Source organism: Achromobacter maghribensis, from assembly GCF_057334215.1.
The window spans coordinates 234,796-257,620 of sequence record NZ_JBHFII010000005.1; the positions used below are offsets into that span (position 1 = coordinate 234,796).

Below are 22,825 nucleotides of genomic sequence, written 5' to 3' on the forward strand. Positions count from 1 at the left end.
CCCCCCCGCGCCGCAGCGCGCAAGGTCTCTTCGAGACCGGGGTTCGGGTGAGCGGACTGAGGGTGGAGCTAGGGAGGTGGCCGCTTTTTTCGCGTCTGTGGCCGGGTAAGACGCCCAGTCCGCTCAATGCAACCGCGGCCTGAAGGAACCGGCAGCGCGCCGCTTGCGCGCACCCGCCACCGGTTCACGTCAGGCGCTTAGAAGCGGTGACGGATACCCACAATGCCGACCGAGCTCTTCAGGCCGTCGACAAACGCGAAGTCGGTCGAGTACGAACCCAGCGCGTACAGATTGGTGCGCTTGGACAGGTTGTACGTGTAGCCGATGCTGTAGACGTTCATCGTCGAATCGTTGCCGGCCGTCAGCGGGTTGCCGTTGGGGGCGGCGCGCTGCCACGACGCCAGGATGCTGCTGGCGCCGAACGGCACGGTCAGGCCGACCAGGTACGAGTTGGCCTTGAAGCCCGACACCGCGACGTTCGTGCCGAAGCTGGTCGCCGTGGGCGTGCCGCTGCCGAACGAGTTGATGCTCTGGCCGGTGAACCAGCCGTCGCGCGTCTGGCCGAAGCCCAACGCCAACTTCAACACTTCGAAGTCGTAGGAGCCGGCGACGGTCCAGGACTTGGGCGTCGCATCGTTGTTCAACTGGCTGGCGGGGTTCAGCTGGTCATACGTCAGCGCGACGTTCACCGGGCCGTTGACGTAGCGCAAGCCGGTCGTGATGGCGCGCGTGTTGTCGGCGGTCTTGAAGCCGGTTTGCGCGGCGGTCGTGTCGGACGCGTTGAACGAATAGCCGACGCCAAACTGGAAGCCACTGAACGACGGGGTCGAGTACTGCACCATGTTGTCGTAGCGGACCGTGTTGGCGGCGCTGAAGGCCACGCCGACGTTAGCCTGGCCGTAGCTGCCGGAGAACGGATCGATCGCGGCGAGGTACTTCGAAGCGATGTTGGTCTGACGGCCGAATTCCAGCAGGCCCCACGAATCGGCCTTCAGGCCGATGGTGGCTTGGCGGCCGAACAGGCGGCTGCTTTGGCCCGATTGACCATTGCCCGAGTTGAAGCCGCTTTCCAGCGTGAAGACAGCGCTCAGGCCGTCGCCCAGGTCTTCGGCGCCGCGCAGGCCCCAACGCGAACCGCTCGACACGCCATTGACCATGCCGAACTTCGATTCTTTGTAGTCGTTATTGCCCTTGATTTGCTGGAAACCGATACCCGTATCGATCAAGCCGTACAGCGTCACCGAGGTTTCGGCCTGGGCCACGCCGGACAGGGCGGCGAACAGCGCGGTGACGAGCAGAGTCTTTTTCATTGCGTAATCCCTTTGATTGAACATACATGCGCAGGTGGCTTGGTTTGCAGTGCAAACGGCGTGCGGCGCATGGCAGGAACGAATTCTAGGGACGCAATGTGTCAGTTTTCTAAACGCAAGGAAAACCCGTCCAAGATCTCGAAAAAAACGCCTACTTGTGGCCTGAGCTCCACACCCGAGGCCAGTGTACGGCTCGGTCCCAAAGCTGTCATGGGGGTGTGTTAACAAGCAACATTCTGGCTTTTTCTTTCGGCCCAGCCGGGTAGCCCGCACCGGTACGCAAGGCTCAGCGGGCCCCTTGCAGCGGCAACAACCGCCGATAACCGGGTGGCAGCGGATGCCCGGCGTGTTCGGTGACCGTGCGCGCCAGCCGCGCGGCCAGGTCGTCCGGAAAGGGCTTGGCCCGCCGCGTGTTCAGGTCGACATGCAACGACAACTGTTCCATCGTGGCCGCCAGATAGCCGTCGCGCGTCTGCGTCAGCTCCATCAGGCATAGCAAGCGCTTATTGTCGGATTCCAGCAGGCGCACCTGTAGCATCAGCGGGTCCCCCGCCAGGACTTCACGCAGATAAGCCACGTGCACGTTCATCGTGTAGATGCCGCAGCGCGTCGCTTCGGTGTAGTCCAGCCCCACGCCAACCTGGCTGAGCAATTCAAATCCGACCCGGTCGAAGATGCCGACGTAGTGGGCGGCGTTCAGATGGCCGTATGCGTCGATCCAGGCGGGGTCCACGGCCAGCGTCGTGGACGGCAGGTGTTGCGTCATGCTTGTCTCCTGAAATGGAAATCGCCCCTTACGGGGCGATTTCTGTTTTTGTCTTCCTCTGCCTCCTCGGCGAGTCGTTCAATCACGCATCGCCGATTCAGTCTTCAAGGATACAGGCCGCGCACCTGGCGCGCCTGAAGGATCCGGGTGCAAGCCACGATGAACGCGGCAGTGCGCAGCGTGACCTTGTGTTCCTTGGACACTTGCGACACGGCGCCGTAGGCCTCGCGCATGATGCGTTCCAGACGCTGGTTGATCTCTTCTTCGCTCCAGAAGAAGCTGGAGAAATCCTGCACCCATTCAAAATAGGACACCGTTACGCCGCCAGCGTTGGCCAGCACGTCCGGCACCACGTAAACGCCGTGCTCAGCCAGGATGTCGTCCGCTTCCGGCGTGGTCGGGCCGTTGGCGCCTTCCACCACGACCTTGGCGCGCACCTTGGCGGCGTTCTGGGCGGTAATCTGGCTTTCCAGGGCCGCCGGGATCAGGAATTCGGTTTCCAGCGTCCAGAATTCGTCCTTGTCGAAGGCTTGGCCGCCCGAGAAGCCGCCCACGCCGCCATGTTGCGACACGTGCGACAGCAGCTTGTGAACATCCAGCCCTTCGGCGTTGTGCACCGTGCCGGTATGGTCCTGCGCGGCGATGACCTTGGCGCCGGCTTCATGGAACAGGCGAGCGGCGGTGCCGCCCACGTTGCCGAAGCCCTGCACGACCACGCGCGACTTCGAGACGTCGATGTTCAGGTCGCGGGCGGCTTCGCACGCCACGACGAACACGCCGCGGCCCGTCGCTTCGACGCGGCCCAGGCTGCCGCCCAGCGCGATCGGCTTGCCGGTCACCACGCCCGTGGCGGTAGCGCCTTCGTTCATGGAATACGTGTCCATCATCCAGGCCATGGTCTGGGCGTTGGTGCCCACGTCAGGCGCCGGGATGTCCTTGGACGGACCCACGATCACACCGATTTCGCTGGTGTAGCGGCGCGTCATGCGCTCAAGCTCGGATTGCGACAGGTTGCGCGGATCCACGCGGATGCCGCCCTTGGCGCCGCCATACGGCAGATTCACCGCGGCGTTCTTGACCGACATCCAGGCCGCCAGCGCCATCACTTCGGACAGGGTGACGTCCTGGTGGAAGCGCACGCCGCCCTTACCCGGGCCGCGCGACACGTTGTGCTGCACGCGATAGCCCTCGAAGTGGGCGATCGTGCCATTGTCCAGTTCGATCGGCACATCAACGATCAGCGCGCGCTTCGGGCGCTTCAGCGTCTCGACCCAGCGGCTCAGCGTGCCAAGGTACGGGGTGACCCGGTCGACTTGTTGCAGGTAATTACCCCAGGGGCCGAGGTCATCGGCATTCAGATAAGACGGCAAGGCATGAGTGGGCGTTTGAGACATGAGCATGATCTCCTGACAAAGTTGCGCCATTTTATCCGTGAAAAATATAGCGTCCCCATTTAAATTAAAAATATATTAAATGGGGACATATATATGTTGCGGATACCGTACGGGTCGCAAGCCCGGTCTTGAAGCTGCCCCTATCCTAAGCCGCCAACCGGGACGCGTCCAGCCTGGCTGGCTGGCGTCGCCGCCGCACGTGACGCACCGCTCCGGGCTCGGTGAAGGCCACACAAAACAACCTATGATTGCATAAAGGTTACAAAGAGGCAGCCATGCCACGTCCCGATCTCAATCTGCTGCTGGCGCTGGATGCGTTGCTGGACGAGGGCAGCGTCATCGGCGCTGCGCGCCGCATGCACCTGAGCGCGCCAGCGATGAGCCGCACCCTGAGCCGCATCCGGGAGGCGCTGGGCGATCCTGTGTTCGTCCAGGTCGGCCGCAAGCTCATGCCCACGCCCAAGGCGCTGGCACTGCGCGAACAGGTCCGGGCAGCGGTCGAGCAGGCCTCGCAGGTGTTCGCTTCCGATGCCGAGATCGACCTGAAAGTGCTGGACCGGCGTTTCAACGTCCGCGCCACCGATGAGTTCGTAAGCATCCATCTGGGCCATCTCCTGGATGCGATGGCGCGCGAGATGCCACGGGCGATGCTGCGCTTTTCGCCGGAAGAGGACGACGTGGACGAAGAGGCGCTGCGCAGTGGCCGCATCGACCTGTTCATCAGCGCCTCGCGCAAGCTGGGGCCCGAGATTCGTGTGCAGTCCCTGTTCACCACGACGTTCGTGGGTGTCGCGCGCGCCAACCATCCGATTTTCGACGACGAGATCACGCCCGAACGCCTCACGCGCTGGGAGCACATCAACGTGTCGCGGCGTGGCAAGGCGGCCGGGCCGCTCGATGCCGCGCTGGAGGCGCAGGGGCTGCGCCGGCACGTCGCCCTGGTGGTGCCCAATCCGTACACGGCGCTGTTCGCCCTGCAGGATTCGGATCTGCTATTGCCCTTGCCCCGGCATCTGGCCAGCGCTGCGCTGTCCGCAGGCCTGCGCATTCGCGTGTTCGACCTGCCAACGCCGCTGGAAACGGTACTGCTGACACAGGCCTGGCACCCGCGCCTGGAGGCCGACCCGGCCCATCAATGGTTGCGGCAGACCATCCATATGCTGTCCAACGAGAGCCAGGCACAGGCGGCCATGCGCGCCAAGCCATAGCCGCGTGCTGGCGCCGATGCGTGCGTATCACGCAATCGTTCGAATGCAATAAATTCACTTTTCGGAATGATTAGCCCTGCCTACAGTGATGCGTATTGATCACTGTAGAAGGGTTGCATCGTGCATTCGGCGAACGTGCCTGACGCAAATTCGGGCGTCTTTCCACGCCTTTCCCGGTGTCGGGAGGGGTTGGCGCGTGGACTGCCTTATCTCGATCTGACGACGCCCCGCGCGACCTATGTGATGCGTTCGATCCTGGCCGCCTGCCTGGCCTTGGTAGTGGCCTATCTGCTGGAACTGCACGCGCCCTACGCGGCGGCTTCCAGCGTGCTGCTCGTCATCAACCCTGTGCAGGGCGGCGTGATCGGCAAGGGGGTGTGGCGGGTGCTGGGCACGCTGGTCGGGATGCTGGCGGCCTTCGTGCTGATGAGCGCCTTCGGCCAAATGCCCTGGCTCTTCCTGCTTGGGTTCGGCGTATGGCTGGGGGTGTGCGTGGTGGGCATGACGCTGCTGCGTCATTTCCGCGCCTATGGCGCCACGCTGGCGGGCTATACCGTGGGCCTGGCGGCCTACGGCGCCATGCAGCATCCGGAACGCACCTTCGACCAAGTGATGGGACGCGGCGCGTCCGTGCTGATCGGCGTGGTCTGCCTGGCGCTGGTGTCGGCCCTGTTCAGCCGCCGCAGCGTGCATCGTCGCCTGGCCATGCTGCTCGACCGCCTTGCGGCCGCCACGGCGGGCGTGTTGGCGACGCATCACCAGGCCATTCAAGCCAGCGCGGAGCCGGGCGCCAAGCCCCTGGATGCCGGACGGCGTTCACTCATCACCGAGGTGTATGGCGTGGACGATCTGCTGGCGCTGGGCAAGGCCGAGTCCGCCGATCTGGCCCAACGTGCCGGCACGGTGCGGCACACGATGGTGTCACTGTTTTCCGCCTTGGTGGGCGGCGCGCCGCCCCTGCGCGAACACAGCGCCGCCCTCGCTGCGCTACGTGCGTTGCAGCCGGAATGGGAGGAGGCATGGCGGGAGGTCGGACAGGCGCTGGGGCAGGAACCCGGCCCGGCCGATCGCGGCCCGACCGGAAGGACGCGTGCCATCGGGCGACTGACCGACCTGCGCGCCCGGCTGGTGGCCGTCCTTGCCGCGACCTCGCTGGACGATGCCGCCGAGCAGGCTGCGCTGATGATCGCAGGCGATCGCTTGATCGAGCAGCTGGATGATTTCCTGCAAGCCATCGAAGGCATCGAGCGGTTCCACCAACCCAGGCCGACGCCGGCGCGCGTGTCCGTGCCGTTTCACCGCGACACGGTGGCGGCTTTTCAGAATGGCGTGCGCGCCCTGTTGACGGTGGTGATGGGCGGTGCCTTCTGGATCGCCACCGGCTGGACGGAAGGCAACATGATGCTGGCGGGGTTGGCGGCGGCATGCGCCCTGCTCTCCACTGCGCCCAGCCCCGCGCTGGGTGCGGTTGAATTCATCAAGGGCACGGTGGCCGCCGTGGCGATGGCCTTTCTGTGCACCTTCATCGTGCTGCCGCACGTCTCGGGCCTGCCGCTGCTGCTGGTCATCATGAGCCTGTTCTGGCTGCCCGGCGTGTATGCCACCACGATGCCGCGTCATGCGCTGGCGGGCGTGGCCTATCTGGTGGCGTTCACGACACTGGCGGCGGCGGACAACCCCATGCGCTACGACTTTGCACTGTTCCTCAATGGCGCCGTGGCCTGGATCCTGGCGACATGTTTCACGTTGCTGGGCTTCAGGATCGTGCTGCCGCGCAATCTGGCGCGCGACGTCACGCGCTTGCGCCAGCGCATCCGCGACGCGGCGCTGGGCACCTTGCACGACGAGCCGCCCGATGCAGCGGCCTGGCAATGGCGCCAGCAACACCGCATCGCGCAACTCGGCGCCTTGCTCAGGACGCAGCCGCAGGCGATGGATCGCGCCATCGCCCAGGCGCTGAGCAGCCTGCATCTGGGTCGGGAAATCTTGCGCCTGCGACGCTGGCTGCGCCAGGCGCCCCACGACGCCGAGTGGCCGCGCGTGGTGACGCGCACGCTGCGCCATATGCGCCAGCGGGCCGGTGATCCCGCGCGGGCCGCACGCCATGCCCGCCGCGCAGCGACCTCCTTGGCGCGTTTGCCGATGCGGCCCCGCGCCGCGATGGATGACCTGCGGCGCGTGACGGTCGTGCTGCAGGACATCGCCGCGCTGCTGGAACGCCATGCGAACGACGTTCCGTACCCCTCTGAAGGCCACACCCATGCTCAGTGAATTCTCTTTGGCCGGCATCTACCTGCCGCCCTTCCTTGTCTACGCCTGCCTGGCCCTGCCGATCTATATGGGCCTTCGCTTCGTGCTGGTGCGTTGCGGGGTGCTGCGCTGGGTGTGGCATCCGGGCCTGTTCGAGTTCGCCATTTCCCTTTGCCTTGTTTCCCTGTTGGTGCTTTATGTCTGAACGCTCATTTCCCGCCAAGCTGCTGCTGCGGGCAGGACTCACCCTTGCGGTGGTCGTTGCTGCCGGGTTCCTGGTCAGCGCGCTGTGGCGCGCCTACGTCGTCGCCCCGTGGACCCGCGATGGCCGTGTCAGCGCGCAGATCGTGCGTATCGCTCCCGAGGTGTCCGGCACCGTCGCCGAAGTCTCGGTCATGGACGATCAATACGTCAAACAGGGCGACCTGCTCTATCGCATCGACAACGCCAGCTTCGCACTGGCGTTGGCCCAGGCCGAAGCGCAGTTGGCATCCGCCGAGGTGTCCTTGCGCCAGAAAACCGAGGAGGCGCGGCGCCGCCGCGGCATGGAAAGCCTGGTGCCGGCCGAGGACATCCAGCGGGCGACCCAGGCGGCCGCCATCGCCCGGTCCGACCTGCGCAGTGCACAGGTCGCCGTGGACAGGGCGAAGCTGGATCTTGCACGCACCGAACTGCGTGCGCCAACCGATGGCTACGTCACGCGCCTGCGATTGAACAAGGGCGACTACGCCGTGACGGGCCAGCCCAACATCGCCCTGATCGACGCCCACAGCTTCTGGATCACCGGGTACTTCGAGGAAACCAAACTGCGCGGCATCCAACCCGGCGCGACGGCGCGGATCCGCCTGATGGGGTTCGACCAGGTGTTGCCGGGGCGGGTGGCCAGCATCGGGCGAGGCATTGCCGACAGCAACCAGCAGGCCGACGCGCAGGGCCTGCCAAGCGTGGAACCCAGCTTCAGCTGGGTCCGGCTGGCGCAGCGCATCCCGGTGCGCATCGAGTTCCAGCATGTGCCGCATGACGTCGTGCTGGCGGCCGGCATGACCGGCAGCATCGAGGTCACGCCCTCGGCAGGTACGCCGGTGCCCCAGGGCCGGCTGATCTCGCTGCTACACCGCTGGATGTGAGGGCAAGGCCATGCATGTACCCATCCCTCGCACGCAACCGCGCCTTCGCCAGGCACTGCTTCCTTTTCTGTTGGCATTGCTGACCGGCTGCACGACCGTGGGCCCGGACTACCGCACGCCGACGCTGGATGTGCCCGCGCACTGGATCGAGGCCAACGCCGCCAGGTCCGATGGCGACCACGATAGCCTGCGCACCTGGTGGCGCACCTTGCAGGATCCCTTGCTGGACCGCCTGGTCGAACAGACCCTGGCGCACAATCAGGATCTGGATATTGCCTTGGCACGCCTGCGCCAGGCACGGGCCGAGCGCGTGCAAATCGCCTCGGCCGCCCTGCCCGAGGTCTCGGCCGGAGCTGCCGGCGAGGCCGTCCGCGGCAGCAAGGCACTCAGTTCGCAGCCCGGCGGGCGGGCGCGAACCTGGCATCTGAGCCTGGATGCGAGTTGGGAGCTGGACCTGTTCGGCGGCACGCGCCGCGCGGTCGAGGCCGCCGACGCGGGCATCCAGGCGTTGGCCGAGGACCATCGTGCACTGCAAGTGAGCCTGGTGGCCGAACTGGTGTCCGACTACGCCGGGCTGCGCGCCGCGCAACTGCGCCTGGCCATCGCGCAAGACAACATTCGCTCGCTGGCCGAGGCTGAGCGCCTGGCCGAACAAGCGCACCGCAGCGGCCTGGGCACACTGGCCGACGTCACCCTGGCCCGCGCCGAGCGCGAAACTGCGGAGGCCCAGCCGCCCTTGCGGGACGCGGACATCGCCCGTTTCAGCCATGCCATCGGTGTGCTGGCGGGCGGGTTTCCCGGAGACTGGCATACCGACCTCGCAACGTCCGCGCCGGCGTTGCCCATGCCGGCCGACTTGCCGCTGTCATTGCCTTCGGACGTCATTCGCCAACGCCCCGACCTGCGCGCGGACGAACGACGCCTGGCCGCTGCCACCGCGCAAATCGGCGTGGCGCAGGCCGCACGCTTTCCCACATTCCGTATTCCCTTGGGGCTGGGCACCACCGCCAGCGTCATCCACGACCTGTTCTCGGGTGCCAGCCTGGCGTGGTCGGCGGCGATGCAGGGTAGCCAGTCGCTCTACGACGCCGGCCGCGCGCGAGCAGGCGTGACCGCGGCACAGGCCAACGCCGACGCCGTGCTGCGCGTCTACGAGCGGGACGTGCGTTCGGCGCTGCGCGACGTGGAAGACGCCTTGACCGCGTGGACCAGCGAACGCCAGCGGCAAGCCGCGTTGCAGAAGGCCGTGGCCGACAGCCAACAAGCCCTGAAACAGGCCACCCAACTCTACGCGCGCGGCTTAAGCGCCTACCTGCCGGTGCTGGTGGCGCAACGCAGCCTGAACCAGGCACGCGATGCGTTGGCCCTCAGCCAGTTGGCGCAGTTGCAAGGAGGCATTGCCTTGTACAAGGCGCTGGGGGCGGGATCGTCGGACACGGCGTTGGTCTCTCAATCCGACCCACCTCAATCCGACTCACCCCAACGCGACCCACCTCAACGCGACAGCAACTGCCACGCCAACCGGGCAGCCGCCCGGGCGCCGTGGCCGTCCACGTCGAAGCGCGGGTTGTACTCGGCCATGTCAGCCAACCGCAGCTTGCCGCTGGCCTTGATCCGCAGCACGATCTCTTCGACCACGGACATCGGCACCCCATAGGGCGCTGGCGCCGACACCCCGGGCATGACCGCCGCAGACAACACGTCGAGGTCGATCGTCAGGTACACATGGCGCGCTCGTGCCAGCAAGGCGTCCACGTTGGCCAGCCGGGCCTCCAGGTGGCGTTCCTGCATATCGTGGTCTTCGACCCAGACCGCGCCGACTTCCGCCGCCCGGGCGTAGAGCGCCGGCGTATTGGCCAGCCGCGACACGCCCAGGCAGGCGTATTGCAGTGCTTGGCCGCGCGCCTCGCAATAGCGCGCGATCTGGTCGAATGGCGTGCCCGAACTGCCCGGGCGCCCGGTGCGCAAGTCGAAGTGCGCGTCCAGGTTCAGCACCAGGATGGGATCCGTGTCGCCGCGAGCCTCCAGCCAGCGGGCCAGACCCTGGAAACTGCCCCAGGCGATCTCGTGCCCGCCGCCCAGGACCAGCGGGCGCGCGCCCTGCTCCAGCAGTTCCGCCACACGCAGGCCCAGGCGCTCCTGGGCATCTTCCAACTGATCCTCCACGCACACGACATCGCCCGCGTCCAGCAAACGCGTCATGCCATGCGCGGGCAGGCCCGCCAGGAATTTTCGGATGCCGGCGGGGCCTTCGGCCGCGCCGATACGCCCCTGGTTGCGCGCCACGCCCGCATCGCAGGCAAAGCCCAACAACACCGGCTCGCCTTTTTCGGCCTGCCCTGCGGCGGCTTCGACGATATGCGCCAGGCGGCGCGTGTCGCCTTGCTCGGCGCTGTCGTCGCGTGCCTTCCACAGGCCCTTGTCCAATTGCGAAACGCTCATGCCGCCGCCCCCGCTCCGGCGCTCAGCACCGCCTGCAGGAATTCCCGGGTACGCGCTTCGCGCGGCTGGCTGAAGATCACTTCCGGCGGGCCGGATTCCAGAATCACCCCGCCATCCATCACGGCGACGACGTCGGCCACGTCGCGGGCAAAGCCCATTTCGTGCGTCACGACCATCATCGTCATGCCCTCGCGGGCCAGCAGCTTCATCACTTGCAGCACTTCGCCCACCAGCTCCGGATCCAGCGCCGAGGTCGGCTCGTCGAACAGCATTACCTTAGGCTGCATGGCCAGCGCCCGGGCGATGGCCACGCGCTGCTTTTGGCCGCCCGAAAGGCTGGCCGGCATGGCCGCTGTCTTTTGCGACAAGCCCACTTTGCGCAGCAGGTCTTCGGCCAGCGCGTTGGCTTCGCCGCGGCCCATGCCGCGCAGCGTGCGCGGCCCCACCGTCACGTTGTCCAGCACCGACAGATGGGGAAACAGGTTGAAGCCCTGGAACACCATGCCCACTTGCATGCGCAATTGGTTCAATTGCGCTTCCGGCAGCAGCATGCCGTCGTCCAGCAAGGTGTGGCCGCAAATATCCACGGTGCCCTCTTGCGCCACTTCCAGCCCGTTGCAGCAGCGCAGCAAGGTGCTCTTGCCCGAACCGCTGGGCCCGATCACGACCACCACCTGCGAAGGCAGCACGTCGAAATCGATCCCGCGCAGCACGGCATGGTCGCCATAAGACTTGTGCAGGCCGCGGATGCGGATCATTTCCTGCGGATTGCCGAACTGGCTCATTGCACCATCCCCCCGGCGCGCAGACGGTGTTCCACCTTGCGCAAAATAACCATGGCGGCGGTAGTCAGGACCAGATAGATCAAGGCCACCACCAGATACGTTTCCAGCGAGCGATACGACACGCTGATGATCTTCTGCCCTTCGTGCATCAGATCGTGGATGGTCAACAGCGACACCAGCGCCGAGTTCTTGATCAGCGCGATGAACTCGTTGCCCAGCGGCGGGATCATCCGCACCACCGCCTGCGGCAGGATGATGATGCGCATGGCCTGCCCGGACGACATCCCCAGCGAACGCGCCGCTTCCGTCTGGCCGCGATCCACGGATTGGATCGCGCCGCGCACGATTTCCGACACGTAGGCGCCGGAGTACATGCCCAGGCCCAGCACGCCGCAGGCGAACGCCGGCAGCGTCACGCCAAACTGCGGCAGGCCGAAGAACCAGATGAACAACTGCACCAGCAAGGGCGTGCCGCGGAAGAACAGCAGGTAGGTGCTGCACAAGTGGTAGACGATGCGGCGCTGCGGGTTGAGCCGGCCGACGCCAACCAGCAGGCCGATGACGCAGCCCAGCAGCAAGGCGCCGGCGGTCACCTCGACGGTGACCAACGCGCCACGCAGCAGCGCGTCGAAGTCGGCGAAGACGGGGGCGAAATCCAGGTTCATTTCGCGGGCGCCTCGAACCACTTGGTCACGATGGCCTGGTAGCTGCCGTCGCTCTTCAACTTCTGCAGCGCGGCGTTCAGCTCACGGGTCAGTTCGGGCTTGCTCTTGGGCACGGCGATGCCGTAGTCCTCGGTCGTCACCTGATCGTTCAGCACGGTCAGGCCGGTCGTGCTTTGCGCGAACAGCTTGGCGGCGGGCTTGCCCGTCACGGCGGCATCGGCGCGGCCGATCTGCACCAGATTGAACATTTCCTGGTTCTTTTCGACTTCCACGCGTTGCACGGCCGGGAAGTGGTCCTTCAGATAGTTGACCGACTTGGTGCCGACCTGCACCGACACCTTGCGACCGTCCAGGTCCTTCAGCGTCTTGATGGGGCCATCCGTCTTGGTCAGCACGACCAGACCGCCGGCGTAGTACGGGTCGGTGAAGTCCACGACCTTGCTGCGCTCGGGCGTGATGTAGATGGCGGACACGGCGATATCGGCGCGGCCAGCCTGCAGGGCGGGAATCAGGCCCTTGAAGTCGATGTCGATCCACTCGACCTTCTTGCCCATGGCGCCTGCCAGCGCTTCGACCAGTTCGATATCGAAGCCGGTGCGCTTGCCGTCTTTGACGAACTCCATCGGCGGGAAGGTGGCGTCGGTAACGGCGCGGATGGTTTCCTGGGCGTGCGCGGGGCCGGCGCTCCAGGCCAGGCCCAGCGTCAGGGCGGCGGTCAGCAATGTGCGGCGAGTGGTCATGGTCAGTCCTATGGGAAAGAGGTACGGCGATGAATACGGCGGAGGGATACGGCGACAGCAGCGGTACAGCATGGAATTCAAGGGCGCGGCGCAAGCCGGGAAACGTCGGGTCAGTGCACCTTCAGGCGGTCGGAAATGCGCCGCGCGGCGCCGACGGTCAGATCGATCAGCGCTTGGGGGCGCTGCGCGGCGCGCGTGGAGGGCGCCATCAGCGTGATGGAGGCCACGGCCTGGTTGGGGCGTTGGAAGATGGGCACGCTGACGCCCCAGACGCCGGCGTCGACTTCGCTGTCGGTCACGGCATAGCCTTGCGCCCGGATCGTTTCCAGTTCATCGGCCAGGCGGGCGGCATCCACGCCGGCTTCGGCGGCCAGATAGGCCAGCGCGGTCTGCAAGCGCGCCTGCGGCATGAACGCCAACAGCGATTTCGCCGAGGCACCGCGCGCCAATGGCAGGCCCCGCCCCTTGGTGAAGGAACAGCGCAGCGGATGCTGGCTTTCCACCATGTCCAGGCACACGGCCTGGTCCTTGACCGCCACCAGCAAGCCGATGGTTTCTCCGGAGGCGGCGGCCAACGCGGCCATGTCGGGCTGCGCTTCGTGGATCAGGAAAGACGATTGGTCAAAGCCCCAGGCCAGTTGGACGCACAGCGGCCCCGGGCCATATTCGCCCTCGTGCTCGGCCACGAACCCCCAGCGTTTCAGCAACGCAACCTGGCGGTACAGCGTGCTTTGCGCCAGGCCGGTCTTTTCGGCCAGCGCGGCGATGGTCAGCGTGCCGTCGTGCCGGGCCAAGGTGGCCAGCACATAAAGGACGCGATCCGCGCCTGCCCCTACCGAGGGATCCGACATCACTCTCAACTCCAATCAATATGGCGCTGAGATTATCAACTTCCGGCTAAATCAGTGCTTTTCATTCCCGCTTATTGAGAAACAACAGGGAAAACCCCGAATTCGAGAACGAAAAAAGGCGCCCGAAGGCGCCAGCAACCGTCCGCCCATGGCCGGCGAACGGCGGCGGACGATACCCCCGAGGGGGCCGGGATCGGTATCAGGCCTGATGCGCGGTCGATCCCAGGATGCGTTCGGCGCAACGGGCCCAGTACAGCAGCCGGGCGTCCTCCTTGACGAAGCCCACCATCTGGAATCCCAGCGGCAAGCCATTGGGTCCACGCGCCACCGGCAACGTGATGGACGGGTTGTGCAATAAGGACCAGATGCGGATGAACGCCGAACTGCCGGTGCTGCTGGCCGGGGGCGCTTCCCCCAGCGTGGAGGGCATGGCCACGGCATCGACGCCCGCCGCCACGTCATAGAAGGCCCGGCGGCAGGCATCGGCCGCGTTCAGGGCGCCGGCGTAGTCCTCCGCCGACAATCCTTCGCCCAGGGTCAGATAGTCGATCAGCCCGGGATCGCACAGTGCGGCGTGATCGCGCTTAAGGGCCGCGTACTCGCGAGCCAGGTCGTAGGCCATGATCACGTCCTGCGCCTCGCCCATCGTGTCGAACGCCGCGGGCATGGCCAGTTCCGTCACCGTCACGCCCGCCGCCGACAAGGCGCGCAAGTTCGCCTCGAAACGCTCGCGCATGCAAGGTTCGGTGTCGGCCCAATCCTTGGGGCGCCACACCCCCACCCGAAAATCGCGCCGCAGCGGCAGGCCGGGGTCGTAGCGCGGGTCGCCGGTGAAGGCGCGCATGAAAAGCGCCGCGTCGTCCACGCTGCGGGAGATCGGCCCAATCACGTCCAATACCCGCGAGTACCGGCGGATACCGACGTAGGGAATGGCGTCCAGCGTGGGCTTGAACCCCACCGCGCCGCAAAAGGCGGATGGCCGCAGGATCGACCCCGCCGTCTGCGTGCCGATGGACAGCGGCGTCATGAAGTCGGCGACCGCGGCGGCCGAGCCTGCGGATGATGCCGCGGGCGTGCGGCTCAAATCATGCGGATTACGTGCGGGCCCGGGCAGCATGATCGCGTGCCGCGACACCGTGTTCTTGCCCAGTACGTTGAATCCCAGGGCGCGCGCTTGCGCCACGACCGGCGCGTCGGCCTCGGGTTGGCGCCCCGGGAAGATCTCCGGATCGCCCAGTTCGGTGGGCATGTCGGCGGTATCGATGGTGTCCTTGATGCCCAGTGGCACCCCGTCCAGTAAGCGCCGCCGGCCGTGGCGGTCCCATTCGCGTGCCCGCGCCAATGCGCCCTCGGCATCCACCCGCACCCAGGCCTGGACGCCGGCGTTGCGCTCGTCGATCCGGTCCAGGCAGGCGTGCGCCCAGGCCTCGCAAGTCAAACTGCCCTGCGCAAGCGCCGCCAACCCCTCGGTGGCGGTCAAGGCGGCGATGGCGCCGGGCGCGGGGCGGCGCACGGCGGACGCCGGGCGGTCAATCGTGTCGGAAGTGGGCAAGGTGCGGCTCCTGTGAAGATAAAGGGTGGCGGGCTACGGCGCGGCCGCCTCAGGCCGGCGGGCTGGCATCGGACGGATGGCCGCCCCGCCCGATGTACAAGTCGCTCATGTGCTGATTGGCCAGCAGGGCCTGCCCGGTGTCGGTCAGCACGATGCGGCCCGAATCCAGGATGTAGCCCCGGTCGCTGAATGCCAGCGCCTGGCGCGCGCGCTGCTCCACCATCAGCACGGCCACGCCGATCTTCGGCAAGCGGCGCACCTCGGCGAACACCTGTTCGGTTAGTGCCGGCGACAACGCGGCCGAGGGTTCGTCCAGCACCATCAGGCGCGGCGAAGACATCAGCGCCCTCGCGAACGCCAGTTGCTGTCGCTCGCCGCCGGACAGATTTTCGGCATGCGTCTTGCGGCGTCCGGCCAGGGCTGGAAACAGGTCGAACATGTCGCGGATGCGCTGATCGCGGCCCTGCACGTGTTCGACCACCTGCAGGTTTTCCAGCACGGTCAGGGCGCCGAACACGTTGCGAACCTGGGGCACATAAGAGATGCCGATGCGCACGCGTTCCTCGACGGGCAGCGCCAGCAAGTCCCGGCCATCGAACGCCATCGCGCCCGCGATGCGCGGCAACAGCCCCATCACCGCCTTGACCAGCGTGGACTTGCCCGCGCCGTTGGTGCCGGCGATCGTGACGATCTCGTTGGCCGCCACGGTCATGTCGATTCCGCTGACGATGTCCACCTCGGCATAGCCGCCGGACAAGCCCTGCATGACGAGCAGACTCATATCACCCCTCCCATGTAGGCTTCGCGCACGCGCTCGTTGGCCAGCACGCTATCGGGCGCGCCCTCTGCGACGACGCGCCCCCCATCCATCACGTACATGCGGGGAACGATCCGCGCCAGTTCATCCAGGTTGTGTTCGATGATCGCCACCGTCAGGCCACGCTGATTCAATTCCACGATGCGCGCGGACAGCTCTTCGATCAGCACCGGGTTGACGCCCGCAAACGGCTCGTCCAGCAAGATGCAGCGTGGCTCCAGCATCAGCAGCCGGCCCAATTCCAAGAGCTTCTTCTGGCCACCCGACAGCTTGCCGGCCGGCTCGTCCGCCACCCGCGACAGGTTCAGGAACGCCAGCAGCTCATGCACGCGTTCGGCATGGCGCGCCTCTTCGCGGGCCACCTCGCGGCGCGCGAAGACCAGTGCCATCAGTTTTTCGCCGCGCTGGTCGGGGGCCGCCGCCATCATGTTGTCAAAGACCGTCAACTGACTGAATTCGCGCGGCACCTGGAACGTGCGCGCCAACCCGCGTCGCACGCGTTGATGCACGGCTACGCCGGTGATGTCCTCGTCCGCGAACCGCACGCACCCCGTGGTGGGCGGAATGTAGCCCGTGACCACCGAAAACAGCGTGCTCTTGCCCGCGCCATTGGTGCCGATCACCCCGACCAGTTCGCCTTTGCGCACTTCGAGCGTAACGTCGTCCAGCGCCTTGAAGCCGCCGAAGCTGGCGCTCAGCCCGGTGATGGAAAGCAGCGTCATGCCTTTCTCCTGCGTGTGGAGGTATTGCCGAACAGGCCCTGCGGCCGATACAGCACCACGCAGATGAGCGCGATGCCGATGATGCCGATCCGTACACTGGCCATCTGGACTTCCGAGATGCCCCCCACGAAGTCCCGCACAAAGCGCGATCCCTCCAGGAATCCGACCAGCAGCGCCGTTCCGGCCACGACGCCGCTCAAGCGCCCCACGCCGCCCAGGATGATGGCGATCCATATGTAGAACGTGATTAGCGGCACGAACTGCTCGGGGCTGATGAAGGTCAGGTAGTGCGCCTGGAACGCGCCGGCCAGCCCTGCCAGCCCCGCGCCCAGCATCAGCGACCGCGTCTTGAACTTGGCCGGGTCCTTGCCCAGGGCGCGGACGGCAACCTCGTTGTCGCGCACCGCTTCGATGACGCGTCCGAAGGGACTGCGGATCACCAGGTGGATCAGCAGCAACGCGCCCGCGTTCACGGCCAACAACAGCACCATGATCCACAGGTCCACGGTTTGCGGCGACGCCCAGCCGGCGAACAGGCGCGGGATGCCAGGCAGGCCGTGCATGCCGCGCGTCAGCCATTCCTCGGTCTGCAAGACCATGCGCACGGATTCCGAAAACCCCAAGGTCACGATGGCCAGGTAGTCGCTGCCCAGCCGCAACGCGATCATGCCCAGCGGATAGGCTGCCAGGGCCGCGAACGCGGCCGCCGCCGCCATGGAGACCGGCACCGGCACGCCCTTCAGCGACAGCAGCGCCGACGTATACGCGCCGATCGCGAAGAAGCCGACGTGGCCGAAATTGATCAAGCCGGTGAACCCGTAGTGCAGCGACAGGCCGAAGGCCAGCAGCATGTAGATCAGGATCCCGATGGCGATTGCAATCAGATAGGCTTCCATCATGTCACCTCGCCGCCATCGGCCGGCCAAAAATACCCTGGGGACGCAACAGCAGCACGCATAGCAGCACCGCGAATGCGAAGACGATCTTGTAGGCCGGCCCCACCACCAGACTGGCGACTTCCTGGGCAATGCTGAACACCATGATCCCGACGATGGCGCCCACTGGATTGCCGATCCCTCCCAGGATCACCGCCGCGAACATGGGCATCAGCAATTCCCAGCCCAGCTCGGGAATCACCACCGCTTTCACGCCCAGCAGCACCCCGCCCAGGCCGCAATAGGCCCCGGCAATGCTCCACAGCGTGACCATCACGCGTCGCCCGCGGATGCCGCTGGCCGCCGCCAGTTCGGGGTTGTCGGCCACGGCCCGCATGCGGCGCCCGGTCGGCGTCATGTGCATCAGGGCGAAGACCAGCGCCAGCGCCGCCACGGCGATGCCCACGATAGCGACATCGGTGGGCAGGATCCGCACGCCGCCGAAGTTCCAGGCCCGGGTCAGGGGAAGGTCAAAGGTGTATTGGTCTTGCCCGGCAAAGAAGGTGATCGTGCTGCGCAAGGCGAACGCGACGCCGATCGAAGCGATCAGCCGGGACACGTTGGAACGGGACTCCAGCGGCCGGAACACCCAGGCATAGAAAAACAGGCTGACGGCGGTGGTCGCCGCGACAGCGGCCAGGCCGCCCGCCAGCATGGACCCGCCAGCCAGCGCCTGGGTAAAAACGGCGGCATAGGCCCCCAGCGTCATGTAGTCGCCGCTGGCGGCGTTGGGAAAGCGGGCAATGCCGAACACCAGCGTAATCGCCAGTGCCGGCAATGCCAGCAGCATCCCGATCACAACGCCGTTGATCCCGGCGTTGATGACGGTGATTGCATCCATCTTATGTTCCCCTTGGAATGGCCGTCAGACCTTGCCGGCGATGACTTCGTTAAGCACCAGCTTGCCGTCGCGGATGTCGAACACGCCGAAATCGGGCACGGTCTCGCCCTGCTTGCCGAAGTCCAGCCGCGAAGAGGCGCCGTCGTAGTCCACCGGTTTGCCGGCGCGCAACGACGCCTGCCCCTGGGCAAAGCCGCTGACTTTCTCGCCGCCGCCCGCCCCCGTCACCGCGCGGATCTTGCCGTTGATGGCCGCCACATCCGCACGAGCGCCCGCTGCCTCGATGGCCAGCGCCAGCGTGATCACCATGTCGTAGGACTGCGACGCAAAAATATCCGGCTCGCGCTTCGTGCGCTTGCGGAATTCGGCGGCGAAACGCTTGTACGCCTGATGCTCGTGCGCCGCCACGTTCGAGATCGAAATGATGCCTTCCGTTGCCTCTTTGCCCAGCGCCTTGACCAGGTCTTCATTGGCGGTCCAGCCCGGCATGATGAATTTGCAGTCCTGACCGGTCTGGAACCACTCCTTGAGGATGATGGTGGCGTCGGGCCGGTACGCGCTAAGCGAAATCACATCGGGTTTGGACGCCAGCACCTTGTTCAGTTCGGTGCGGTACGTGGTCTGGTTGGGCTCGTAGACCGTGAACGCGCTGACGTCCCCGCCCTTCTCCCGCCACGCGTCGCGGAAGTAGTTGGCCTGCCCGACAAAGGTGGAATTGTTGAACGCCATCACCGCCGGCCGCTTGAAGCCGCGCTGGCGCGCCACTTCGGCGAAGGCGCGGCCAAACACGGCATTGGACGCCTGGAACATCCACGCCAGCCCCTGCTTGTTCTCGGTCAGCATCTCGGGCGCGCCGCAGGTGTTCATGGTGATGAGCCCCGCCGCGTTCGTGATCGGCATGGCGGCCAGCCCCACCGACGATGGCCAGATGCCCACCACCGCTTCGGCCTTGTTGATCTCGATGAGCTTCTTCACCGCCAGTACGGCGGCATCGGGTTTGGTCTGGTCGTCTTCGGCGTACAGCTGAATCTGCCGGCCCGCCGCGCCGCCCGCGGCGTTCACTTCCGCAATGGCGATCTTGATGGCCTCCAGCATGGCGGGGCCATACGGTCCGCCGACACCAGTGATGGAGTTAAGCGCCCCCAACCGGAAAGGCGGGGCCGCCTGGGCCTGTGCCCAGGCCAGGCCGGGCACCGCGCCTGCTGCCGCCAGTGCGGCGCTGGCGGCGAGGAAATCGCGTCGGGAAAGATGAGTAGGCTGCGTCATGAAGGTTCCTTGCGGCGTGAACATCGTTGTTCAACTTCGAATAGCCGCCGGCGTAGGCCACGCCGGCGTCCCCTGTAGCTTGGATGCGACTTCGGTACTGCCTGCTGCGGGTGCCGGGACTACGCGATCACCCCCCGCGCGCGCATGCCCGCGATCCTGTCTTCGGACACGCCAAAGCGCTTCAGCACGTCGTCGGTGTGCTGGCCCATCAGCGGCGCCGCGGTGCGCAACGCGCCCGGCGTCCGCGAGAATTTGGTGGGGATGCCAAGGGTCTTCATCACCCCCAGCGTGGGGTGGTCCAGTTCCTGCACCATGCCGCGCGCCAGATAGTGCGGGTCTTGCATTGCCTGGCCGAAATCGTTGATGGGCCCGCAAGGCACCGAGGCCCGTTCGCAGCGCGCGATCCATTCCGCGGCGTCGGCACGGGCGAACTCGGCCTCAAGAATGGGTTCCAGTTCGGCGATATTCGCCAGCCGGTCGGAGTTGGTGACGAAGCGCGGGTCGGCGATCAGTTCGGGGCGCTCCAACACATCGGCGCACAGGCGTTCCCAGGTGCGCTGGTTGGCGGCGCCAATCATGATGAACCCCATGCGCGTGCCGAACGCCTGGTACGGCGCGGACACCCGATGGCGGCTGCCCGTGCCTTCTGGCACGGTGCCGTCGGCAAAGTAGGCGGCGGCCTCCCACACGAACCATGGCAAGCCGCATTCGGCCAGCGCGATATCGATGTGCTGGCCTTCGCCCGTCTTCATCTGGTGGATGCAGGCGGCCAGGATGGCGTAAACCGCCGTCAGCCCCGCGCCCACGTCATAGATGGCGATGCCGGACTTCAACGGCCGTCCGCCCGGTTCGCCCGTCATGCTCATGATGCCGCTCATGCCTTGCGCCACCAGGTCGAAGCCGCCCTTGCCCGCATACGGCCCGGACTGGCCATAGCCGGAAATCGAGCAATACACCAGGCGCGGATTGATCCGCGAAAGCGTCTCGTAGTCCACCCCCAAAGACCGGGTCACGCCCACGCGGTAGTTCTCGACCACCACGTCGGCCCAGCGCGCCAGTTCATACAGCACCTCGCGCGCCTCGGGGTCTTTCAAATTCAGCGCGATGCCCTGCTTGTTGCGGTTGATCTGTGCGAAGCAGGTGGACTCCCCGTTCACATAGGGGCCCATCTCGCGGGAATCGTCGCCCGTGCCGGTCTTCTCGACCTTGATGACCTCGGCGCCCAGGTCGGCCAGCACCATCGTGCAATATGGGCCGGCCATGATCTGGGACAGATCCAGGATCTTGATGCCGGCCAGGGGGGATGCAGCGTGAGTCATGTCGGATCCGTCGGAGTCGGTGGCCGGTCAGCGGCCGGTGAAAACAGGAACTTGCTTGCTGGCGAACGCCATGCGTCCACGCCGATAATCCTCGGTGCCAAAGCAGGCATAGGCTTCGCGGCGCTCGGCCTCGGTCAGCGGGCGGCCTGCGCGCAACTGGCCGGCGAACCGCTTGTGCCAGCGATTCACCAGCGGCGCGGCGGCGGCGATGCGGCGCGCCGCGGCATAGGCCTGCTCGACGACGTGTTCGTCATCCACGACGCGGGTCAGCAGGCCTTTGGACATGGCTTCGTCGGCGCCGAAGACGTGGCCTTCCAACAAAATCTCCAGCACGCGCGTGGCGCCGATGACCGCAATCAGGTCCGCCAGTTCCTGGTGGTCGACGGTCAGGCCGATGCGATTGACGGGGATGCCGAATCGGCTGCTTCGCCCGGCAATCCGGATGTCGCACAATGCGGCCAGCTCCAGCCCGCCCCCTACGCATACGCCTTCGATGCAGGCCAGCGTGGGATGGCGCAGATGCTTCAGCCGGTCCGTCATCGATAGCGTGAAGGCGGCATAGTCCGCCGCCTGCGCCGCGCCGTCGCGATCGTCGCCAAACCCCGCGATGTCGCTGCCGGCGCAAAAAGCACCGCCCGCGCCGCGCAACACCACGCAGCGCACGGCATCATCCGCGTCCAGTTCGCCCATGATCCGGCCGAAATCCCGGTACATGTCCAACGTAAAGGCGTTGCGCTTGGCCGGACGGTTCATCAGCACGGTGGCCACGCCGTCCGGTTCACGGCTCAGGTCGATGCTCATGCCGCCTCCTCCAGCCGCAGCTCGGTGCCTTGCAGCACCACGCGGCCATCCAGGGCCAGCGTGGCGTCCGTGACAATGGTGTCGTAATGCGCCGCCGCCTTGACCGTGCCGCCGATATAGGCGCTGGTGCCCAGCGCCAGCTGGATCGATCCGTAGACGGACTCGTCCGACAGCATGGTGCCGTCCAGCTCGCAGCGCGGATTCATGCCAACGCCCAGCTCGCCCAGGTTGTAGACCAGCGGGTCGTTGAAGCTGGCCAGCAGGTCGCGGAACTGACGGGCCACTGCCCCCCCTTCGATTGCCACGGCCATCCCTTTCTCGATATGGATGCGAACCGGTTCGTCGCGGATCAGCGATACGCCGGGAATGCTGGCGTTCACCACGATCACTCCCTCGGCCGTCCCTTCCACCGGCGCCAGGCTGGACTCCAGGCAATACCCGGCCGAAATGTCTGTCGTATTGGCAAAACCATGCAGCGCCCGGCCCCGGCGGCCGGCGATGCTCATCGTGACGTCCGTGCCCAGCGCCGTCGTCACCCGAGCCGTGTCCGCCCGCGTCAGGGCGTCGGCCAGGCCTTCGATCTGTGGTCGCAACGCATCAAAGTCGGCGTCCCAGCCTTCGGCCAGGAAGAAGTCGGCCTGATGCGATTCCGGCAGGACGATGACTCCCACGCCCGCACGGGTGGCCGCTTGGCGCGCATCCGTATGCGCGGCATTGGCGCGGGTCAGCGCGATCACCAGGTCCGCGGCCCGCATGGCCTGCGCGACCACGGGCGAGAACTGGCGGCCGTGGCGCGTCGAACCGGCAATCTGCAGCAGATTCAACCCCGCGCCCGCCTCGTCCACGGCAATGGCCAAGGGTTCGACATTGTGATCGGTGTGCAGGTCGTACAGCACCAGCACTTCCATGCCGGGCCGGGCGGCGCCCAGTTGGCTCACGACTTTGCGGGCGTTCTTCAGTTTCAACAAGGTATGCATGCAATGCCCCTTATGCCGCGTGCGGCGCGTGGAACCCCGGCGGGCCATTGGCCACGC

21 protein-coding genes and 1 pseudogene are annotated in these 22,825 nt (G+C 66.2%); 5 read left to right on the top strand and 17 right to left on the bottom strand.

Annotated elements, in window-relative coordinates; translation table 11 throughout:
* Positions 1-197: 197 nt before the first annotated feature.
* From ACE039_RS02625 to ACE039_RS02635, 3 genes are all read right to left on the bottom strand, one after another.
* Positions 198-1,310, bottom strand: a complete 1,113-nt coding sequence (locus tag ACE039_RS02625) for a porin (protein WP_485821617.1) — start codon at positions 1,308-1,310, stop codon at positions 198-200.
* A 286-nt stretch (positions 1,311-1,596) separates the two neighbouring features.
* Positions 1,597-2,076, bottom strand: coding sequence for a thioesterase family protein (locus tag ACE039_RS02630; protein ID WP_332007395.1), 480 nt, complete (start codon positions 2,074-2,076; stop codon positions 1,597-1,599).
* A 104-nt stretch (positions 2,077-2,180) separates the two neighbouring features.
* Complete coding sequence (locus ACE039_RS02635; RefSeq protein WP_105559647.1) at positions 2,181-3,470, bottom strand: Glu/Leu/Phe/Val family dehydrogenase; 1,290 nt, start codon at positions 3,468-3,470, stop codon at positions 2,181-2,183.
* 275 nt (positions 3,471-3,745) lie between these two features.
* On the opposite strand from ACE039_RS02635, the gene ACE039_RS02640 reads away from it, so the two are divergent.
* From ACE039_RS02640 to ACE039_RS02660, 5 genes and pseudogenes are all read left to right on the top strand, one after another.
* The gene (locus tag ACE039_RS02640; protein WP_485821618.1) at positions 3,746-4,678 is read left to right on the top strand and encodes a LysR family transcriptional regulator; all 933 of its coding nucleotides are present in this window, start codon (positions 3,746-3,748) and stop codon (positions 4,676-4,678) included.
* Positions 4,679-4,921: 243 nt separating this feature from the next.
* Complete coding sequence (locus tag ACE039_RS02645) at positions 4,922-6,949, top strand: FUSC family protein (RefSeq protein WP_485821619.1); 2,028 nt, start codon at positions 4,922-4,924, stop codon at positions 6,947-6,949.
* Complete coding sequence (locus ACE039_RS02650; protein WP_050446448.1) at positions 6,939-7,133, top strand: DUF1656 domain-containing protein; 195 nt, start codon at positions 6,939-6,941, stop codon at positions 7,131-7,133. The genes ACE039_RS02645 and ACE039_RS02650 overlap by 11 nt, the downstream gene beginning before the upstream one ends.
* Positions 7,126-8,055 (top strand): efflux RND transporter periplasmic adaptor subunit, encoded by a 930-nt coding sequence (locus ACE039_RS02655; protein ID WP_485821620.1) that lies wholly within the window; start codon positions 7,126-7,128, stop codon positions 8,053-8,055. The genes ACE039_RS02650 and ACE039_RS02655 overlap by 8 nt, the downstream gene beginning before the upstream one ends.
* A gap of 10 nt (positions 8,056-8,065) precedes the next feature.
* Positions 8,066-9,469: pseudogene (locus ACE039_RS02660) on the top strand (efflux transporter outer membrane subunit); the annotation flags it as partial.
* A gap of 80 nt (positions 9,470-9,549) precedes the next feature.
* Here ACE039_RS02660 and hutG read toward each other — a convergent pair.
* The 14 genes from hutG to ACE039_RS02730 all read right to left on the bottom strand — a co-directional run bounded on the left by hutG (position 9,550) and on the right by ACE039_RS02730 (position 22,768).
* On the bottom strand, positions 9,550-10,497 hold the full coding sequence (gene hutG / locus ACE039_RS02665) for a formimidoylglutamase (RefSeq protein WP_485821621.1): 948 nt from the start codon (positions 10,495-10,497) through the stop codon (positions 9,550-9,552).
* On the bottom strand, positions 10,494-11,282 hold the full coding sequence (locus tag ACE039_RS02670; protein WP_105559654.1) for an amino acid ABC transporter ATP-binding protein: 789 nt from the start codon (positions 11,280-11,282) through the stop codon (positions 10,494-10,496). The genes hutG and ACE039_RS02670 overlap by 4 nt, the downstream gene beginning before the upstream one ends.
* Positions 11,279-11,947, bottom strand: coding sequence for an amino acid ABC transporter permease (locus ACE039_RS02675; RefSeq protein WP_313462132.1), 669 nt, complete (start codon positions 11,945-11,947; stop codon positions 11,279-11,281). Before ACE039_RS02675 ends, ACE039_RS02670 begins: the two co-directional genes overlap by 4 nt.
* Entirely contained in the window at positions 11,944-12,687 is a 744-nt protein-coding gene (locus ACE039_RS02680) for a transporter substrate-binding domain-containing protein (protein ID WP_105559656.1), read from the bottom strand. The genes ACE039_RS02675 and ACE039_RS02680 overlap by 4 nt, the downstream gene beginning before the upstream one ends.
* A 110-nt stretch (positions 12,688-12,797) precedes the next feature.
* Positions 12,798-13,538: an IclR family transcriptional regulator gene (locus ACE039_RS02685; RefSeq protein WP_310027689.1), complete on the bottom strand. Its 741-nt coding sequence runs from the start codon at positions 13,536-13,538 to the stop codon at positions 12,798-12,800.
* Between the two features lie 199 nt (positions 13,539-13,737).
* Positions 13,738-15,090, bottom strand: coding sequence for an amidase (locus tag ACE039_RS02690; RefSeq protein WP_485821622.1), 1,353 nt, complete (start codon positions 15,088-15,090; stop codon positions 13,738-13,740).
* Between the two features lie 49 nt (positions 15,091-15,139).
* A complete protein-coding gene (locus ACE039_RS02695) occupies positions 15,140-15,871 on the bottom strand; it encodes an ABC transporter ATP-binding protein (protein ID WP_448710921.1) in 732 nt (243 codons plus the stop codon).
* The gene (locus ACE039_RS02700; protein WP_485821623.1) at positions 15,868-16,629 is read right to left on the bottom strand and encodes an ABC transporter ATP-binding protein; all 762 of its coding nucleotides are present in this window, start codon (positions 16,627-16,629) and stop codon (positions 15,868-15,870) included. Before ACE039_RS02700 ends, ACE039_RS02695 begins: the two co-directional genes overlap by 4 nt.
* The gene (locus ACE039_RS02705; RefSeq protein WP_485821624.1) at positions 16,626-17,528 is read right to left on the bottom strand and encodes a branched-chain amino acid ABC transporter permease; all 903 of its coding nucleotides are present in this window, start codon (positions 17,526-17,528) and stop codon (positions 16,626-16,628) included. Before ACE039_RS02705 ends, ACE039_RS02700 begins: the two co-directional genes overlap by 4 nt.
* Before the next feature lies 1 nt (position 17,529).
* On the bottom strand, positions 17,530-18,405 hold the full coding sequence (locus tag ACE039_RS02710) for a branched-chain amino acid ABC transporter permease (protein ID WP_448710924.1): 876 nt from the start codon (positions 18,403-18,405) through the stop codon (positions 17,530-17,532).
* A gap of 24 nt (positions 18,406-18,429) precedes the next feature.
* Positions 18,430-19,671 (bottom strand): ABC transporter substrate-binding protein, encoded by a 1,242-nt coding sequence (locus ACE039_RS02715; protein ID WP_485821625.1) that lies wholly within the window; start codon positions 19,669-19,671, stop codon positions 18,430-18,432.
* Between the two features lie 119 nt (positions 19,672-19,790).
* The gene (locus ACE039_RS02720) at positions 19,791-20,990 is read right to left on the bottom strand and encodes a CaiB/BaiF CoA transferase family protein (protein WP_105559666.1); all 1,200 of its coding nucleotides are present in this window, start codon (positions 20,988-20,990) and stop codon (positions 19,791-19,793) included.
* 27 nt (positions 20,991-21,017) lie between these two features.
* The gene (locus ACE039_RS02725; RefSeq protein ID WP_485821626.1) at positions 21,018-21,791 is read right to left on the bottom strand and encodes an enoyl-CoA hydratase/isomerase family protein; all 774 of its coding nucleotides are present in this window, start codon (positions 21,789-21,791) and stop codon (positions 21,018-21,020) included.
* Positions 21,788-22,768 (bottom strand): aminopeptidase, encoded by a 981-nt coding sequence (locus tag ACE039_RS02730; RefSeq protein WP_313464433.1) that lies wholly within the window; start codon positions 22,766-22,768, stop codon positions 21,788-21,790. The genes ACE039_RS02725 and ACE039_RS02730 overlap by 4 nt, the downstream gene beginning before the upstream one ends.
* Positions 22,769-22,825 lie beyond the last annotated feature (57 nt).